This window comes from Delftia sp. NA_296.1, assembly GCF_052692095.1.
In genome coordinates this window covers 359,328-376,960 of the sequence record NZ_JBQZGF010000003.1, presented here as the reverse complement: position 1 = coordinate 376,960, position 17,633 = coordinate 359,328, and the positions used below count along the sequence as shown (strand labels likewise).

13 protein-coding genes are annotated in these 17,633 nt (G+C 69.4%); 10 read left to right on the top strand and 3 right to left on the bottom strand.

The features are described from left to right. Positions 1 to 68: 68 nt before the first annotated feature. From ACUTR7_RS09600 to ACUTR7_RS09555, 10 genes are read left to right on the top strand one after another with little or no spacing between them, the layout of a single operon-like run. Positions 69 to 2,297, top strand: a complete 2,229-nt coding sequence (locus ACUTR7_RS09600; protein WP_445608699.1) for a hypothetical protein — start codon at positions 69 to 71, stop codon at positions 2,295 to 2,297. A gap of 42 nt (positions 2,298 to 2,339) precedes the next feature. Then, positions 2,340 to 4,061 carry a glycosyl transferase family protein gene (locus ACUTR7_RS09595; protein WP_012204791.1) on the top strand — a complete coding sequence of 574 codons (1,722 nt, stop codon included), beginning with the start codon at positions 2,340 to 2,342 and terminating at the stop codon, positions 4,059 to 4,061. Next, positions 4,058 to 6,925 carry an NfrA family protein gene (locus tag ACUTR7_RS09590; protein ID WP_445608698.1) on the top strand — a complete coding sequence of 956 codons (2,868 nt, stop codon included), beginning with the start codon at positions 4,058 to 4,060 and terminating at the stop codon, positions 6,923 to 6,925. Before ACUTR7_RS09595 ends, ACUTR7_RS09590 begins: the two co-directional genes overlap by 4 nt. 57 nt (positions 6,926 to 6,982) lie before the next feature. Continuing rightward, the gene (locus ACUTR7_RS09585; protein ID WP_445608697.1) at positions 6,983 to 8,023 is read left to right on the top strand and encodes an alginate O-acetyltransferase AlgX-related protein; all 1,041 of its coding nucleotides are present in this window, start codon (positions 6,983 to 6,985) and stop codon (positions 8,021 to 8,023) included. Between the two features lie 4 nt (positions 8,024 to 8,027). Beyond that, the gene (locus ACUTR7_RS09580) at positions 8,028 to 9,161 is read left to right on the top strand and encodes an alginate O-acetyltransferase AlgX-related protein (protein WP_445608696.1); all 1,134 of its coding nucleotides are present in this window, start codon (positions 8,028 to 8,030) and stop codon (positions 9,159 to 9,161) included. Positions 9,162 to 9,174: 13 nt separating this feature from the next. Continuing rightward, on the top strand, positions 9,175 to 10,755 hold the full coding sequence (locus tag ACUTR7_RS09575; protein ID WP_065346253.1) for an MBOAT family O-acyltransferase: 1,581 nt from the start codon (positions 9,175 to 9,177) through the stop codon (positions 10,753 to 10,755). A 21-nt stretch (positions 10,756 to 10,776) separates the two neighbouring features. Then, on the top strand, positions 10,777 to 11,016 hold the full coding sequence (locus ACUTR7_RS09570) for an acyl carrier protein (protein WP_012204786.1): 240 nt from the start codon (positions 10,777 to 10,779) through the stop codon (positions 11,014 to 11,016). 57 nt (positions 11,017 to 11,073) lie between these two features. Then, on the top strand, positions 11,074 to 12,558 hold the full coding sequence (locus ACUTR7_RS09565; protein ID WP_445608695.1) for an AMP-binding protein: 1,485 nt from the start codon (positions 11,074 to 11,076) through the stop codon (positions 12,556 to 12,558). Next, the gene (locus ACUTR7_RS09560) at positions 12,555 to 13,256 is read left to right on the top strand and encodes an alginate O-acetyltransferase AlgF (RefSeq protein WP_445608694.1); all 702 of its coding nucleotides are present in this window, start codon (positions 12,555 to 12,557) and stop codon (positions 13,254 to 13,256) included. The genes ACUTR7_RS09565 and ACUTR7_RS09560 overlap by 4 nt, the downstream gene beginning before the upstream one ends. 26 nt (positions 13,257 to 13,282) lie before the next feature. Further along, positions 13,283 to 14,428 carry an acyl-CoA dehydrogenase family protein gene (locus tag ACUTR7_RS09555; protein ID WP_445608693.1) on the top strand — a complete coding sequence of 382 codons (1,146 nt, stop codon included), beginning with the start codon at positions 13,283 to 13,285 and terminating at the stop codon, positions 14,426 to 14,428. 17 nt (positions 14,429 to 14,445) lie between these two features. Here ACUTR7_RS09555 and ACUTR7_RS09550 read toward each other — a convergent pair whose 3' ends face one another. From ACUTR7_RS09550 to iolE, 3 genes are all read right to left on the bottom strand, one after another. After that, positions 14,446 to 15,420, bottom strand: a complete 975-nt coding sequence (locus ACUTR7_RS09550) for a DUF4434 domain-containing protein (protein WP_445608692.1) — start codon at positions 15,418 to 15,420, stop codon at positions 14,446 to 14,448. A 136-nt stretch (positions 15,421 to 15,556) separates the two neighbouring features. Then, positions 15,557 to 16,654: a porin gene (locus ACUTR7_RS09545; RefSeq protein ID WP_445608691.1), complete on the bottom strand. Its 1,098-nt coding sequence runs from the start codon at positions 16,652 to 16,654 to the stop codon at positions 15,557 to 15,559. Between the two features lie 44 nt (positions 16,655 to 16,698). Further along, positions 16,699 to 17,625: a myo-inosose-2 dehydratase gene (iolE, locus tag ACUTR7_RS09540; RefSeq protein WP_445608690.1), complete on the bottom strand. Its 927-nt coding sequence runs from the start codon at positions 17,623 to 17,625 to the stop codon at positions 16,699 to 16,701. Positions 17,626 to 17,633 lie beyond the last annotated feature (8 nt).

The window sequence follows — 17,633 nt, the reverse complement described above, 5'->3', positions numbered from 1 at the left end:
CCTGCAGCAACTGAACGTGTCACGAATCGCGTCACGAACCGAGCACCGAAGTCAAAAAGAGGCCCCCCATGCAACCGACCATCCACCGCCATTCGTTTTCCCGCACCGGGGCCCGCTGGGCGCTGGGTTCGCTGCTGGGCCTGGGCGCCCTGTTCGCGCAGACGGCCTCGGCCTCGGCGCTGGGTGACGCCATACGCCAGCTGGGCGCCAGCGACGGGCTGCAGCGCAGCGTCACGCTCAAGGAGCTGGGCATCGTCGATCCCGTGGTGCTGGCCGGCACGGCCACCCAGGACTTCTACCTGCCCGTGCCGCGCGGCCTGCCGCTGGGCGATGCCAGCATTGCCTTCGACAGCCGCTACCTCAAGGGCGAGCCCGGCGTCTCGACCGTGGTGATCTCGCTCAACGGCACGCCCGCCGTGTCGCAGACCGTGCCCGACGGTGACGGCACGCTGCAGCGCACGCTGCCCGTCGCCCAGCAGGCCCGCGCCAGCGATTTCGTGCGGCTGGGCGTGAACTGGCGCAGCCGCAACGGCCAGGTGCGATGCGATGACAACCACTCCCTGGCCAACTCCCTGACCATCTCGCCGCAGACACGGCTGAGCTACCGCGTGGACCCGCGCGATGTGCGCAGCATCGAAGATGTCTGGAACACCCTGCCCGTGCGCACCACCGTGCTGGTGGCGGGCAGGCAGCTGGAGCAGGCCTCGTTCGACAGTGCCTGGCGCATCGGCGCCAGCCTGCAGCGCAACAACAGGCGCATGACGGTGAACGCATTGCCCGCCGTGGGGGAGACGCTGGACCTGCGCGGCCTGGAGGTTCCCGCCGCCCTGGCCGGCGTGCCCGCCTTTGCCGCACTGCGCGGCGCCGAGCCCCAGCACAAGCTGGCCAGTGACGCCGAACTGGGCGCGCTGCTCATGCTGGGGGCCGCCCAGGTCAGCGGAGACATCGTGGTGGCCGACAAGGCACTGCAGCAGCGCCTGACCGCCGCCTTCGCGGCCCTGCAGGCCCAGCTGGCGTCCGATCCCGATGCGGGCCAGGCCCTGCAGCAATGGCGCGCCCGGCGCGCACCGCTGGCCAACGAGGCGCTGGCCTCGCAGCAGTTGCGCGCCCTGCCCATGGGCCGCCAGATGGTGCTGGCCGTGGCCGCCGACGCGGGTGCGCGCGTGGCCGGCCTGCAAGAGGCCGCCCTGCAGCGCCTGCTGGTCAGCGACAACGTGACCGTGGCCGCGGCCCAGCCCCCGCAATGGGACGAGGCCAAGGGCATACGCCTGTCCAGCCTGGGCGGCAGTCCCGACAGCTTCGACGTGCTGTCGCGCGGCGACTGGACGATGAACTTCCCGCTGAGCGCCGTGGCCTCGCAGGGCCAGATGCCGGGCGAGATCACGCTGTACGTGGCCGCCGCCCCCGGCGCCTCGGCCACGCGCCCCGTGGCCACGCTGTTCTGGAACGGCATGCTGCTGTCGGCCCGCCAGCTGGAGGCCAACGGCCAGCCCGAACGCCTGCGCGCCCGTGTGCCCGGCTATGCGCTGGGCATCAACAACACCTTGCGGGTGTCCGTGCAGCGCCAGCCCTACTCGGCCGACTGCAACGAGATTCCCCAGCCCTACCCCGCCAGCGTGCTGCCGGCCATCAGCTACGTGACGCCCGGCAAGGCCGAGGCCAACGGCAGCTTCATCGGCCTGCTGCCGCTGCTGGGCGCCAAGTCGCAGTTCCTGGTGCCCGCCAGCTATCTGTCGGCGGCGCCGGCCGCGCTGGAGCGCATGGCCAACCTGGCGGCCGCCAGCGGCCTGTCGGCTTCGCAGGCCGAGCTGGTCGTGGCCCAGGCCGATGCAACGGCCAAGCCCTCCATGCCCTTTGTCGCCATGGAAGTGGCCGTGGACGGCGCCAAGCCCCTGGTGACGGTGACGGACCGGCAGCAGCTGCGCATCCGCGGCAAGTCGGCGGACTGGCTGGACATCAAGGGACTCAAGCAACTGTCCTCGGCCGAAGTGGTCACGGCAGGCGGCCAGCAGGGCGTGCTGTGGCATGCCATCGGCGAGTGGACGGGCGGCCTGGGCGAGCCCTTCCTGCTCAATCGCGGCAACATCGCCGTGATCGGTGGCGACGGCCCGCTGGCCTGGGTGGACAGCAGCAATCCCGAAACCGGCATTCCGTCGGGTCCGCGCGAAGGCGCCTTCCACGAATGGCGCAACTTCCTGTCCTGGAGCGTGCCGGGCATCGCCATCGCGCTGTTCGTGGTGCTGCTGCTGGTGGTGCTGGCCTGGGCGGTGGCGCGCAGCAAGCAGTCCAAGCACTGAGCCCGGCCCGGGCAACGATGACGACGGCATGAGGCGATCGCCATGATCTCTTCCCTCTACTGGCCCTACCTGGTGGCCGACTACTACCACGCGCTGGAGATCGTCAGCGCCGTGGTGGCCGTCGTCATCCTGCTGTCCAGCATCGACGACCTGTTCATCGACGCCTGGTACTGGGTGCGCGAGGCCTGGCGCGCGCTGACCGTCAAGCGCCGCTACCAGCCGCTCAAGGCACAGCAGTTGCAGGAGGTCGAGGAAAAGCCGCTGGCCATCATGGTGCCGGCCTGGCTGGAGTACGACGTGATCGCGCCCATGCTCGAGAGCATGGTGGGCACGCTGGACTACAAGAACTACATGATCTTCGTGGGCACCTACCGCAACGACGAGCGCACCAAGAACGAGGTCGAGCGCATGCGCCGGCGCTACCGCCAGCTGGTCCGCGTGGAGGTGCCCCATGACGGCCCCACCTGCAAGGCCGACTGCCTCAACTGGATCGTGCAGGCCATCTTCCAGCAGAACACGCTGCAGCCCGAGCCCTTTGCCGGCGTGATCCTGCACGACAGCGAGGACGTGCTGCACCCGCTGGAGCTCAAGTACTACAACTACCTGCTGCCGCGCATGGACTTCATCCAGCTGCCCGTGACCTCCCTGGAGCGCGAGTGGTACGAGCTGGTGGCCGGCACCTACATGGACGAATTCGCCGAATGGCACACCAAGGACCTGGTGGTGCGCGAGAGCATGTCGCACATGGTGCCCTCGGCCGGCGTGGGCACCTGCTTTTCGCGCAAGGCGATGGAGGAACTGGCGGCCGAGACCCACAACCAGCCCTTCAACACCGACACGCTGACCGAGGACTACGACATCGGCGCTCGGCTGGCACGCCGGGGCATGAAGCAGATCTTCGGCAAGTTCCCCGTGGACTACGTGATACGGCGCAAGCCGCTGTTCGGCCTGGGCAAGGAAAAGGTGTCCACGCTGACCATGCCGCTGGGCATCCGCGAGTTCTTTCCCAACACCTTCAAGACCGCCTACCGGCAAAAGGCGCGCTGGACACTGGGCATCGGCCTGCAGGGCTGGAGCCAGGTCGGCTGGGCCGGGCCGCTGTCCACCAAGTACCTGCTGTTCCGGGACCGCAAGGGGCTGGTGACCTCCTTCGTGGCCATCCTGGCCTATCTGCTACTGCTGAACTTCCTGCTGTTCCTGCTGGCCGATCACATGGGCTGGTGGACGGTGTACTACCCGTCCCTGTTCGCTCCCAACGGCTGGCTGGTGACGCTGATGAGCGTCAACGTCATCGCCCTGCTGCTGCGCGTGGTGCAGCGCGCCTGGTTCGTCTCGCGCCTGTACGGCTGGGAGCACGCCATGCTGTCCATCCCGCGCATGGTGATCGGCAACTTCATCAATGCCATGGCGGCGGCGCGCGCCTGGAAGCTGTTCATCGTCCACCTGGTCACGGGCAAGCGCCTGGCCTGGGACAAGACCATGCACGACTTCCCGTCCACCGACCAGTTGAGCCACCAGCGCCAGCGCCTGGGCGAGCTGCTGCTGTCATGGCAGGCCATCGACGAAACCCGGCTGGCCACCGCGCTGGAGATACAGCAGCGCGAACGCCGTCCGCTGGGCGCCATCCTCATGGAGCAGGGCTGGCTGGACGAGGCCACGCTGCGCGAGGCCATCAGCTTCCAGCAGGGGGAGCCCACCGACCCCACGGTGCATCCCGACATTCCCGCACAAGGCATTCCAAGCACCCCAAGGGCCGGCATATGAAGCATCTCGCTCCCCTCGTTCGCCCTCTCACGCTGGCCGCGCTGCTGGGCGCCGGCTGGAACACGCCGCCGGCCTGGCCGCAGGCCGTGGCGGCCGTCAAGGCGGAGGCGCCGCTCAGGGGCCGCGCGTGGCAACTGGCCAACCAGGCCTATGCCCACTACCAGGCCGGCCGCTTTGCACGGGCCGCGACCGCCGCCGCATCGGCCGTACAGCTGCGCCCCGACCTGCTGCGCCTGCGCATGCTGCTGATCTACTCGCTGCAAAAGCAGGGCAAGAACGAGGAAGCGCTCAAGGCCATCGCCTCGGCCCGCGCCGCCGGGCTGGACGAGGCCACGCTGCAGCAGGCCGAAACCAATGTGCGGGCCGCAGCGGCAGGTGGGGCAGCGGGCGGGCCTGCGGGGGCCACGGCTTCCGAGGCCTACAACAAGGCCTTTCCCATCGCCACGCAGGCCTACACCGACTACAACGCCAAGAACTACGCGGACAGCGCGCGCAGGGCCGAGCAGGCCTTTCGCCTGGACCCCAGCCAGGGCCAGTGGGCGCTGCTGTGGATAGGCGCGCTGGAGGCGCAGGAGCAGCTGGGCGCCGCCATCGAGGCCGCAGATGCCGCCCTGGCCCTGGACCCACCCAACAAAAGCGACCTGGTGGCCAAGCGCCAGACCCTGCGCCGCAGCCAGGCCGTGCTGCCGGCGCAAAAGGCCTACCAGGCGCTGATCGCCAACAACCCGGCGCAGGCCGTGCCCTTTGCGCGCGAGGCCGTGGCGCTGGCGCCGGGAACGGCATCGCACCGCCTGCTGCTGATCACCTCGCTGCTGCTGGCCGAGCAGTTGCCCGATGCGGAAAAAGCCGCAGACGAGGCGCTGGCGCAGGACAACGAAGACACAGCGGCGCTGGGCATGCGCGGCTACATCCGCCAGCGCCAGGGCAAGACCGCACAGGCCAACGAGGACTTCGATGCCGTGCTCAAGCAGGACTGGCTGGACGAAAAGCAGTCCGCCAACCTGCGCCTGATCGCGGCCGACGCGGCCCTGGCCGCTGGCGACGCGGCACGCGCCCGCGCGCTGCTGGCGCCCATGCCGGCACAGGATGAATCCGTGGCCCGCCGCCTCAAGCAAGCCGATGACCTGCGCCCAGGCCGCGACACGCCCATGGTGGCCGATACGCGCGGTGCCTCGCAGACCCTGGCCATGGCCGACTACCCGCCGCCGCTGCAGGACTGCCGCGATACGCCCTACGGCACGGTCTGCGAGCTGCAGCCTTCCGATGCCCAGGGCACGGGCGGCCCCAGCGCCCAGGCCTATGCGGCCTACGCGCGCCAGGACTACAAGGCCGCCATCGAACATGCGCAAACGGCCGTGGAGCAGGACCCCGACAATGCGCAACTGCAAAAGCTGCTGACCACCACGCTGGCCGCAGGCAACCGCGACCAGCAGGGCCAGGCCCTGCTGCGGCTGGACAAGTCCCTGTCCCTCACCCCCAACGACCCCCAGCTGCTGATGCAGCGCGGCTACTTGTACTCGCGCCAGGAAGAGCCGGCCAAGGCGCTGCAGGACTTTCGCGCGGCGCGCGCCACGGGCGAGGCGCCAGCGGGCGCCATGCTGGACGAAGGCTATGCGCTGGCCGGCACCGGCGACAACCGGGGCGCCGTGCGCACCTTCAAGGAAGCCATCGACCTGGACGACGCCGGCACCGCCAAGCTCACGCCCGGCCAGCGCGAGAACGCACGCAGCGCCGTCTCCGGCTATTCGCGCGAATGGGGCGCCATCGTCTCCATGGGCTACCGGGGTGCGCGGCCTGCGGGGCGTGCGTTCTCGGACGGCATCCTCACGCAGGCGGGCGATGCGGTCTTCGGCACGGCCGAGGCCTACTGGCGCCCGTCCAACTTCCTCAACTCATCGACGCGCATCTTCGATGTCTACGGGCGGCTGGGCAGCACCTTGCATGACGGCGGCGGCACCACGCTGGGCCAAAGCGCCATCGACCCCTGCACCGGCCTGCCCATCAATGTGCAGGCCGGCGACAACCGCGGCATCTCTGGCCTGCCCACCACCACGGGCTCGCTGGGCATGCGCTTCACGCCGTCCACCAAGTACGCGCTGACCTTCGGCATAGAGCGCCAGTTCAACATCGGCTCCGCCACGCGCTCGGGCTTCATCACGCCGGAATCGCCCCAGCTGCGCTGCCTGATGAGCGGGCGCGATCCGCTCAACCCCACGGGCCCGGCGCTGGGCAATCCCATCTCGGCCAAATACAGCGCAGGCGCGGGCCAGGGCGGCTGGCTGGCCTATGTCACCCACGGCTTCTACGAGGGCACGGGCCGGCGCACGGACCGCTCCAGCTGGTTCACCATGGAGGGCTACAGCCAGGCCGGCTATGCCAACCAGAGCATGGCCTCGCGCTTCACGCTGACCGACCAGACCAACGGCGCCCTGGTGGGCGACGGCTCGGGCCGCTACAAGCGCGAGCAATGGTTCTTCTCCACCGAGGCCCGCATCGGGCGCAGCTTCCGCGCCGACGGCATCAACCAGGGCCTGGTGATCTTCCCGTTCGGCGTGGTCGCGGCCGACTGGATCAAGCAGAGGAACCGCGTCGATGTGCGCTCCCTGCAGGCCGCCCCGGGCGCCACGCCCACCGCAGCCCAGTTGGCCGCCCAGCAGGGGCAGACGCTGGCCCTGCAAGGCAATGGCAGCAGCTGGTCCGCCAGCGCCGGCGTGGGCGTCAGCCTGCGCCAATGGTTCCGCGAAAGCCACTACAGCACGGCCCAGTCCTATCTGGACTGGTCCATGCAGTACCGCTTCAACATCGGTGGCGGCCAGGCCGACCGCGCCAAGGGCCTGTTCATGACGCTGACGCTGTCCTATTGAAAGCCCTGCCCCGCCGCCGCCACCACCACACAGACAAGAGAAAAGGAGAAAGCTCCCATGGATTCGACCAAGCAAGCACCCCGCCCCGCCCTGCAGGGACTGCGCTCGGGCATGGCACGCGCCGCACGCGGGCTGGCCGGCTGCGCCCTGGTGCTGGGCGCGCTGGCAGCGCAGGGTACGGCACAGGCCCAGGCACAGGACAGCTCCTCCATCGTTCTCAGGGGCAAGGACGGCTGGCTGTTTCCGGGCTGGGGCAGCCTGACCCAGGTGGACCGCGCCGGCATCACCGAATCCACCCGGCTGATCACCGAGGCGCGCAACCTGCTGGCCGCGCGCGGCGTGAAGCTGCAGGTGCTGCTGCTGCCCGACAAGGTGCGCTTCTATGCCGACAAGATGCCCGACGGCAAGGCCATGAGCGCCGATGTCCAGGGCCGCTACAAGCAGGTGCTGCAGGCGCTGCAGGCTGCCGGCATTCCCAGCTTTGACGACGAGGCCGTGCTGCGCACCGTGCGCGACAGCGGCAAGGACGTGTTCTACCGCACCGACCAGCACTGGACCCAGGCGGCAGCCGACGCCACGGCCGAGGCCACCGCCCGCATGGTCCAGGGCGAGGTGCCCCAGCTGGCCGGCAGCGCCGGCAGCGGCCTGGCCCTGGGCGATACCGTCACCGAGCGCCGCTATGGCGACCTGGCCGAGCTGTTCCTCACCGCCGACGAGCGCAAGCAGATCGGCCGCGAGGTCTACACCGTGCGCCGCCAGGCTCCGGCCAAGGGCCTGCTCGACGATGAGCCCGCCCCCGTCCATGTCACCGGCCACAGCATGGTCCAGCCCTACTTCGGCTTTCCGCAAAAGCTCTCCAACCTGCTGGACCGCCCGGTCTCGCTGAACTGGAAGCCCGGCAACGTGGGCCAGTGGACCATGCTGCTGGAGTACCTGGAGTCGCCGGCCTTCAAGTCCCACAAGCCCCAGGTGCTGGTGTGGCAGATGTTCGAGCCCACCTACAGCTACGGCCCCAACGCGGCCGGCCAGTGGGACAACGCCTCGCTCATGCCCAACGCCACCTGGCTGGAGCGGCTGCGGGCCGCGCTCAAGGGCTGACACCGTGGACCCCACCGCGCAAGAACTGCAAACCGACAAAGGACACCGGCGCAACGCCTGGATCTGGGGCGCCCTGCTGCTGTCGGGCCTGGCCTGGGGCGGCTGGACGCTGGCCAGCGGGGGACCGAAGGCCGGCGAGCTGCAACTGGCCGCCTGGCTGGATGGCCGCGCGGGCGCGGCGCTGAACAAGGGCCTGCGCCTGCCTGCGCAGTCCTCGCTGGAAACCGGCCAGGCCGCGCTGCGCTACCGCCTGCTGGGCGACACGGGAGCGCAGGTGGCCCTGGGCTGCCCGCAATGGATGTTCTACCGCGACGGCCTGCGGCCCCAGCCCGGCACGGGCGCCGCGCCCTTCGAGGCGCGCCAGCGCCTGCTGCGCCACTGGACCCGGCAGTTGCAGGACAAAGGCATTGCCACCCTGGTGGTGGCCGTGCCCGACAAGTCGCGCATCGAGGCCGCCCATCTGTGCGGCCTGCCCGTGGCACCCGTGATGCTCCAGCGCCTGGACCTGTGGCAGCAGCGCCTGCAGGCCGACGGCATTGCCTTCGCCGATCTGCGCCCTGCCCTGCAGACACAGGAGCAGGCACAACCCGTTTTCTTTCGCACCGACGTGCACATGAATGCCGAGGGCGCACGCGCCGCCGCCCTGGCCGTGGCCCAGGCCGCGCTGCCGCTGCTGGGCGGGCAGCGCGGCGCCCAGGCCTTCGAGGAATCCGCGCCCGGGCCGCTGCAGCCGCTGCCCGGCGACCTGCTGGCCCTGGCCGGCCTGGCCGATGCCCCGGCCGGCTGGCGCCCACGGCGCGACCAGGTGCGCCCGCAGACCATTGCCCCCGTGCGCGGCGGCGGCCTGCTGGACGAGACGCCGCCCGTGCAGGTGCTGCTGGCCGGCAGCTCCAACGGGCTGCGCAGCAATTTCGCGCCGCAGCTCGGCCGCGCGCTGGGCCAGGAAGTCTGGAACCTCAGCATGGACGGCGGCCAGTTCAGCGGCGCCATGGTGGCCGCGCTCAAGCGCCGCGCCTCCTGGCCGGCCAGCCTGCGGCTGGTGATCTGGGAGTTCTCGGAAAACACCTTGTCCCTGCCCCTGACGGACGATGAAAAAGCGGCGCTCAAGGAGATGGACGCCGCCTCCCCGCCTGCGTGACCCCGCCCGCTACATGCTGTTCAATTCCTATCTTTTCCTGCTGCTGTTCCTGCCCATCGCGCTGGCGGGCCACTACCTGGCCGGGGCCATCAGCCTGCGGCTGGCCGCGTTCTGGCTGTGCCTGACGTCCTTTGTCTTCTACGGCTGGTGGAACCCGCAGTTCGTCGCCCTGCTGGCCCTGTCCATCGCCTTCAACTACGTGGTGAGCCTGCTTATCCTGCGCTTTGCGGGCCGCGCGCGGCTGCAGGGGCTGGTCACCGCCTTGGGCGTGGGCGCCGACCTGGCGGCGCTGTTCCACTACAAGTACTTCGCCACGCTGTTCAACTTCCTGGGCGAATGGGGGCTGACGCAGGGCGGCATGCACGAGCTCATCCTGCCCCTGGGCATCTCGTTCTTCACCTTCACCCAGATCGGCTACCTGCTGGACTGCCGCTCGGGCATCGTCAAGGAACGCAGCCTGCTCAGCTACGTGCTGTTCGTGACCTTCTTCCCGCACCTGATCGCGGGGCCCATCCTGCACCACAAGGAAATGATGCCGCAGTTCGCGCAGCCGGATAACTACCGGTTCCGCGCGGACAACCTGTCCATCGGCGGCACGCTGTTCGTGATCGGCCTGGCCAAGAAGGTGCTGCTGGCCGACGAGATCGCGCCCTATGCAGACGCGGGATTCGCCGCGCCCGGCGAGCTGCAGTTCTGGGCCGCCTGGGGCGCCAGCCTCAGCTACGCGCTGCAGCTGTACTTCGACTTCTCGGGCTATTCGGACATGGCGCTGGGCCTGGCGCGCATGTTCGGCATCCGTTTCCCGCTGAACTTCAACTCGCCCTACAAGGCCGGCAGCATCATCGACTTCTGGGCACGCTGGCACATGACGCTGACGCGCTACCTCACGGCCTACCTGTACTACCCCGTGGCCATGGCCATCTCGCGCGCACGCGAAAAGCGCGGCCTGTCCGTGGGATCGAGCGCCGCGCGCACGCCCGGCGGCTTTGCGGCCACCATCGTCGTGCCCACGCTGTTCACCATGGGGCTGGCGGGCATCTGGCACGGAGCGGGCCTGCAGTACGTGATCTTCGGCCTGCTGCATGCCTTCTACCTGTCGGTCAACCATGCCTGGCGCATCTTCGTGGTCAGCCGCAAGCCGGCCGCCGCACGCAAGTCGGGCCGGGGCGTGCAGGCGCTGTGCGTTGTCATCACCTTCATCGCCGTGCTCATCGCCCAGACCTTCTTCCGCGCCCACGGCGTGGGCGACGCCATGCTGCTGCTCAAGGGCATGGCCGGCCTGCGCGGCGTGGAGGCGCTGGAGTCGCTGTCCCACGTCCAGGGCCTGGCACTGGGCGATGCCATCCGCCTGGCCATAGGCCACCACATGCAGCTGGCCCTGGTGCTGCTGCTGCTGGCCATTGCCTGGTTCACGCCCAATGCCCACCAGATCCTGGGCCGCTTCTCGCCCGCCATGTTCAAGGTGCAGGAAGCGCCCCGCGCCTGGATGCGCTGGCGCCCCAGCGCAGGCTGGACGGCCGTGACCCTGGTCCTGCTCTTCCTGTGCCTGGTCAACCTGCACAAGGAAACCCGCTTCCTGTATTTCCAGTTCTGAAACACCTGTTGGAGAGAAACCATGTCCCTGAATGACATCGAAACCAAGATTGCCCAGATCATCGGCGCCATCATCCTGACCTCGGTCGAGCCCGATACGCTGCTGCTCGAATCGGGCCTGGTGGACTCGCTGTCCGCCGTGGACGTGGCACTGGCCATCGAAAAGGAATTCGGCGTCAAGATACCGCCATCGGAGATCGACCTGCACCTGGAATCCGTGCACACGCTGGCGCAGTACGTGGCCGAGCAGCGCAAGGCCTGATGCAGCGCCTGCACGCCGCCGCCCTGTCCCTTTGTCCCTGCGCAACAAGGAGCCCGCATGCGATTCAGTTTTGACCGCTTCGACTTCACCGAGCCCGGCGCCGACACCGCGCGGCCCGCCGTGATCGATGCCGCCGGCACGCTGGACTGGCAGCAACTGGCCCAGGCCGTGGCGCAATGGGAACAGCAGGCGCTGGCGCGCGGCGCGCGGCGCGACGAGCCGCTGCTGATCACGGGGCACAAGGAGACCGCGTTCCTCGTGGCCATCCTCGGCTGCCTGCGCCTGGGCGTGCCCTTCGTGCCGGTGGACGTGATCAACCCGCCCGAGCGCATGGCGCGCATCGCCACGCTGGTGCAGGCCGGCCTGCACTACGACGCGCAGGCCCGCAGCTTCCTGGACACCGGCATCGCCGCGCAGCCGCTGCAGGAAAAATCGCTGGCCTACATCATGTTCACCTCGGGCAGCACGGGCGATCCCAAGGGCGTGCAGATCGGGCGGGAGAGCCTGGGCCTGTTCGCCGGCTGGATACGCGACTGCCTGGCCCTGGGCGAGGCGCCGGTCTTCATGGACCAGATGCTGTTCAGCTTCGACTTTTCGCTGTTCAACTGGATGGGCGCCCTGGTCACGGGCGGCGCCTGCGTGCTGTGCGCGCGCGAGACCATTGCCGACCGCCAGGCCTTTGCCGCCTACCTGGCGGGCACCCACGTGAACGTCTGGGCATCCACGCCCTCCTTCGTGCGCCAGCAGCTGCTGGATGCCGACTTCGACCAGCAGCACCTGCCCGACCTGCGCGTCTTCGTCTTCGGCGCCGAATCGCTCACGCCCACCGTGGCCGAGGCGCTGTGGAGCCGCTTTCCCCAGGCGCGCATCATCAACTCCTACGGCCCCACCGAGGCCACCTGCTCCACCACCTGGGTGGAGATCGACCCCGCGCTGCGCCAGCGCGCGCCGCTGCCCTTTCCCATCGGCCGGGCCAAGCCCTATGCCGATGTGTTCCTGGACGAAGGCGAGATCTGCGTGGCCGGCGACCACGTGATGCGCGGCTACCTCAACCGCCCCGACCTGCACGCCACACGCATGTTCATGCGCAACGGCAAGCGCGGCTACCGCACGGGCGACCTGGGCGAGATCGACGACGACGGCCTGGTCACCTTCCACGGCCGGCGCGACGACCAGATCAAGATGCACGGCTACCGCATCGAGCTGGCCGAGGTCGATGCCGTGCTGGCCACCCTGCCTGGCGTGCGCGCAGGTGCGGCGGTGGCACTCAAGCGGCCCGATGGCTTCATCGTGCGCATGATCGGCTTCGTGGACCTGGACCGCAGCGGCCCGCCCGGCATGCAGCCCCTGCCCGAAGACCTGGCCGGGTGGCGCGAACTGCTGGCCCAGCGCGTGCCGCCCTACATGATTCCGTCGGAACTGCTGGCCTGCCACGGCTTTCCGCTGACGCAGACTGACAAGGCCGACCGCAAGCAACTGGAGCGCATGTACCTTGATGCACGCATGCGCCCCGCCAAGGAAACCAAGGACCCGCAGGCATGACCTCCGCTTTTTCCCCCGTGATGCGTACCGTCGCGCTCGCCCTGGCCGGCCTGGCCGGGCTCTCCTGCCTGCCCGCCGCGCATGCCGAAGGCACGCTGGCCCAGCTCTATGCAGCGCGCCCGCCCGCAGGCTCGTCCTTCGTGCGCGTGGTCCACCCCGACGCGGGCAGCCTGCGCGTGAAGATAGGCGACGGCCCCGAGCAGACGCTGTCCGGCAGCAAGCCGGCCAGCAGCTACGCCATCGTCAAGGGCGACACGCCCTTTGCCATCCAGGTGGACGGCAAGAGCGCCGGCAGCATGAAGGTGGCGCCGGGCAGCTTCACCACCCTGGTGCCGCAGCGCCAGGGCAAGAACGCGGCCGCGCGCTTCACGTCCATCGACGACTCCGGCGGAAGCCAGGACGCGCTCAAGGCCGAGCTGCGCTTCTACAACCTGATCGACGATTGCACCGAAGGCGGGCTCAAGATCGCCGGCACGGGCACGCCGCTTTTCACGGGCGTGGCGCCCGCCAAGTCGGCCAGCCGCTCCATCAACCCGGTCAGTGCCCAGCTCGCCGCCACCTGCGCCACTGCGGCCAGCGCGCCGCTGGCGCTGCCCCAGCTGCAGCCGGGCGACCACTACAGCCTGTTCATGACAGGTACGGCCGCCGCACCCGTGCTGCGCGGCCAGGCCAGCGCCACCGACACCTATCGTCCCTGACCCAGCCCAAGGAGACCGACACAGACATGCGCACCCGCTCCGTATTGCGTGAAGACCACCTGCTGTTCAAGGAACAGGTGGACCGATTCGTGGCCACCGAGATCCTGCCCCACATCAATGACTGGGAGGCAGAGGGCATCACGCCGCGCGCCCTGTGGCGCAAGGCCGGCGACAGCGGCCTGCTCAACTGCGACCTGCCCCCGCCCTACGGCCAGGGCGGCGACTTCGGCCACGCGGCCGTGGTCATCGAGGCGCTGGCGCGCGCCAACTGCCTGGGCATCGGCTTTTCGATCCATTCCGACATGGTGGCGCCCTATCTCTGGAACTTCGGCACGCAGGTGCAGAAGGACCGCTGGCTGCCGCGCATGGCCACGGGCGAGCTGATAGGCGCCATCGCCCTGACCGAGCCCGGCGCGGGCAGCGACCTCAAGGCCGTGCGCACGCGCGCCCGCCGCAAGAGCGAGGGCGAAGGCGGCGGCTACGTGCTCAACGGACAGAAAACCTTCATCACCAACGGCGTCAACGCCGGCCTGATGGTGGTGCTGGCCAGCACCGAGCCCGACCTGGGCGCGCGCGGCCTGTCGCTGTTCGTGGTGGAAGAAGGCATGAAAGGCCTGGGCAAGGGTGCCACCCTGCGCAAGATAGGCCAGCACAGCCAGGACACCTGCGAGCTGTTCTTCGACGAGCTGCACCTGCCGGCCGACCACCTGCTGGGCCGCGAGAACGCCGCCTTCGAGCATGTGACGCAGGAGCTGGCGCAGGAGCGGCTGGCGATCGCGCTGCGTGCGGCAGCCTCCACCGAAGGCATGCTGGACGAGGCCGCCGAGTTCGTGCGCAACCGCAAGGTCTTCGGGCGCCGCGTGCTCGACTACCAGAACACCCGCTTCAAGTTCGCCGACGCGCTGGCCAAGACCACCATGCTGCGCGTCTTCCTGGACGACTGCCTGGCCCAGCACATGGAAGGCTCACTGGACTCCGTCACCGCCGCCATGGCCAAGCTCAACGCCACCGAGCTGCAGGGCCAGGTGCTGGACGAGCTGCTGCAACTGCACGGCGGCTACGGCTACATGGCCGAATACGGCATTGGCCGCGCCTGGGCCGATGCACGGGCACTGCGGATCTTCGGGGGCAGCAGCGAAATCCTCAGAGAGATCATCGGCAAGCGCTTCTGACCCGGCAGCCACCGCGCTCAGCGGGCGGCGGCCTTCCACTCGCGCAACAGTTGCCGGGCCTCCGGCGTGTCGTTCAACACCCAGGGGTCGATGGCGAAGGCGACGACGCGCTGGGCGCCGTAGTCGCGGGCCACGTCCCACTGGCGGCGCACGCGCTCGAAGCTGGCCGTGCGCGCCTGGAAGTCCGAGCCATCGGGCCGCGTGGGCGGCAGTTGCTCGAACAGTTCCACGATGAGGTCGAACGGCGTCCTGCGCTCCAGCAGCATCTGCTGCAGCGGTGCCAGCGCCTCGTAGTTGCGCAGTCCCGCCACGCCCACGCCGTCCTGCACCATGGGGCGCAGGGACACGCGGTCCAGCAGGATGCTCCACAGCGTGGGCAGGCTGCCCAGCGTCTGCAGCTGGCTGAAATAGGTGGAGATGCCGGGCACTTGGCCGGACGTGGCCGCTGCCGCCTGCGCCAGTGGCTGCAGTGCGCTCACCAGCAGCTCGATGCGCTCGGGCGCGGCCCAGTGGTATTGCTCCAGCTCGTAGGGGATGTACCAGCCGCGAAAGGCCGCATGGCGCGGCCAGGTGCTGGTGTACATGTGGCTGGCGCCCTGCTCGGCGATATGCGCCAGGTAGGGCGCGGGGCCTGCTGCGTTGGAAAGGCTGATCTGCTTCCACCAGCGCTCGTCATAGGGCAGGCCCAGGTGCACGCCCATGCCCAGTTCGGTGCAGATGTCCAGCAGGTCGGCGATCTGCGCGTCGGCCAGCATCCAGCTGTCCGCCTCGGAATCGCCTTGCAGGCCGCTCCATTGCACGAACAGCTCCCGGCAGCCCAGCGCCTGGGTGGCGGCCAGGCGCTGGCGCCATTGGTCGCGCGGCATCTCCAGATGGCTACGCCACGGCTGCAGGAAACTGCCCGACACGGGCGCCGAGGCCGCGCAACCGACCAGCGAGGCACAGGCGGCGGCCGCGCCGGCGCCGAGGAATTCGCGTCTGGACAAATGCATGGTGGGAACGGCCGCAAGGCTGCGTGAAGCGAAGCACCAAGAATACAGCCAAGCGGCGCGGCAGCCGCCCCGCAAGAGCCGGCCCACCCGGACTTGACCCGACCGGGCCGAGGGTTGATGCGCGGCGAAGGCGGCTTCAGAACGAGTGCACGACGCCCGCGTAAAGCCCCTGCTGGCCCGAACCAGGCAGCGGCTTGCCGCTGTTGGCCTCCACCGAGAACGAGGCTCCGCCGCCGTTGGAGACGGCGCCCACCGTGCCATACAGCATGGTGCGCCGGGAAAGATGGTAGTTGGCCCCCAGGCTCACCAGGCTGGCGCCGCCGCCACTGCGGTTGGCGCGGTAGGCGCCGCCCACCAGCACCAGGGCCGGCGTTGCCTGGTAGTTGGCGCCCATCCAGTAGGTCTGCTGCCTGCGGGCGCCTGCCGGGTTGTCGGCGTCGGCCACCGTCAGCGCACCTGACCGGATCTGGCTGTAGCCCGTGAACAGCTTGAGGCCGCCCACGCGGTAGGTTGCGCCCACCGTATACAGGCGCGATGCCGCGTAGAGCGAGGCGAACGCGCCGTTGCCGTCGCGGATTTCCTCGTAGAAGGCCTTGAGCACCAGCGGCCCCTGCTCATAGCCCACGCTGGCGGCGACCTGGCGCCCGGCCCGGGAACGGCCCGCCTCTCCGTTCAGCCCCAGCTGGGTGCGAAACGAGAGCCCACCCCAGGCCGGCGACTGATAGCTGATGGCATTGGGGCGCGACCCCCAGGTCCGGTTGCCCTGCAGCGTGCCCGCGCCCATGGCCTGCAGGCCCATGGGGTCCAGCGCCCAGACCTCGCCATCGGGAATGCCCATGGCCCGGCCCAGCAGCAGCGTGCCGTAGTCCTGGCTGCGCAGGCCGACCACCGCATAGCGGCTGAAGAAGCTGTCGCCCACCGTGCCGTCGTCGGCGGAGAACTGGCTTTCGAGATGGAAGACGGCGCTCAGGCCGCCACCCAGGTCCTCGGCCCCGCGCAGCCCCCACCAGGTTGCGCCCCATTGCCCGGCGTGCCGGAGTTGATCGGAAGACCGGCCCGGCCCTTCGGCAATCCGGTTCATGTAGTCAACGCCGCTGACGATGCGCCCATACAGCGTGACGCTGCCTTGCGCCGTGGCCAGACTGGCTGCGCCGGCCAGCGCCGCAGCGCACAGGCAAGGCACGGTGGCCCGGGCCGCAGGGCCCCGCAGGGCGTGGTGGATTGCAGATGTCATGACGGTGTCCTCCCTTGGTTTTCATGCCTCGATGCCGGATGGCCTCAGGCGCCCAGCCGGTCCACGAGCGCGCGCAGCGTCTCGTAGCCCTTTTTCGCGTATGTGTAGCCGGGCGCGATGGCGGGGTCCTGCTCGGCCTCGACCACCAGCCAGCCCTGGTAGCCGGCATCCCTGAGCGTGCGCAGCACCGCCTCGAAGTCGAGCGCGCCGTCGCCCGGCACCGTGAAGATGCCGTTGACCACGCCCTGCAGAAAGCTCCAGTCGCCCTGGCGTGCCTGGGCAATCACCTGGGGACGCACATCCTTGCAATGCACATGCGCCACGCGCGCCACATGTTTTTTCAGCAGCGCCGCCGGATCGGCCGCCCCGCCGTAGTAGGCATGGCCGGTATCGAACAGCAGGAAGACCTTGCGCGGATCGGTCAGCGCCATCAGGCGGTCCACATCCTGCGGTGATTCCACATGGGCGCCCATGTGGTGGTGATAGGCCAGCCGGATGCCGTAACACTCCAGCAGGTGCGCGCCAAAGGCATCCAGCCGCCACGCATAGCGCTGCCAGGCAGCATCGTCGGCAAAGCGCGGGCGCCGGGACACAGGCGTGCCGATCTGCCCCTGGACCGTGCCCGCGCATTCGCCATAGACCACCACGTCGACGCCGTTGTGGCGCAGCCTGTCCATGTGGGGCTTGCAGCGCTCGGCCTCGGCGGCAAGGACCTGGTCGTCGCTGCCCGCATCGGCCTGCGCCAGAAAACCCGAGTACCAGCCGGAGACGCAGGCCAGCCCGTACGCGTCAAGCCTGGCCTTGAGCGCGGGCCCGGTTTTCGGAAACTTGTTGCCCAGCTCGAAGCCCGCGTAGCCGATCTCGGCGCCCTCCTTCAGTGCCGTGTCCAGCGGCGTATCGCCCCCCAGCGAGGGCAGGTCGTCGTTCATCCAGGACAGGGGATTGATACCGATGCGTACCTTCCAGGTCATGCGAGTCC

Excerpts from the sequence above, each read along its gene's own strand:
- ACUTR7_RS09560 (WP_445608694.1), top strand. The coding sequence starts at position 12,555 with ATGACCTCCGCTTTTTCCCCCGTGATGCGTACCGTCGCGCTCGCCCTG.
- ACUTR7_RS09600 (WP_445608699.1), top strand. The coding sequence starts at position 69 with ATGCAACCGACCATCCACCGCCATTCGTTTTCCCGCACCGGGGCCCGC.
- ACUTR7_RS09590 (WP_445608698.1), top strand. The coding sequence starts at position 4,058 with ATGAAGCATCTCGCTCCCCTCGTTCGCCCTCTCACGCTGGCCGCGCTG.
- iolE (WP_445608690.1), bottom strand. The coding sequence starts at position 17,625 with ATGACCTGGAAGGTACGCATCGGTATCAATCCCCTGTCCTGGATGAAC.
- ACUTR7_RS09565 (WP_445608695.1), top strand. The coding sequence starts at position 11,074 with ATGCGATTCAGTTTTGACCGCTTCGACTTCACCGAGCCCGGCGCCGAC.
- ACUTR7_RS09595 (WP_012204791.1), top strand. The coding sequence starts at position 2,340 with ATGATCTCTTCCCTCTACTGGCCCTACCTGGTGGCCGACTACTACCAC.
- ACUTR7_RS09570 (WP_012204786.1), top strand. The coding sequence starts at position 10,777 with ATGTCCCTGAATGACATCGAAACCAAGATTGCCCAGATCATCGGCGCC.
- ACUTR7_RS09555 (WP_445608693.1), top strand. The coding sequence starts at position 13,283 with ATGCGCACCCGCTCCGTATTGCGTGAAGACCACCTGCTGTTCAAGGAA.
- ACUTR7_RS09550 (WP_445608692.1), bottom strand. The coding sequence starts at position 15,420 with ATGCATTTGTCCAGACGCGAATTCCTCGGCGCCGGCGCGGCCGCCGCC.
- ACUTR7_RS09545 (WP_445608691.1), bottom strand. The coding sequence starts at position 16,654 with ATGACATCTGCAATCCACCACGCCCTGCGGGGCCCTGCGGCCCGGGCC.
- ACUTR7_RS09585 (WP_445608697.1), top strand. The coding sequence starts at position 6,983 with ATGGATTCGACCAAGCAAGCACCCCGCCCCGCCCTGCAGGGACTGCGC.
- ACUTR7_RS09575 (WP_065346253.1), top strand. The coding sequence starts at position 9,175 with ATGCTGTTCAATTCCTATCTTTTCCTGCTGCTGTTCCTGCCCATCGCG.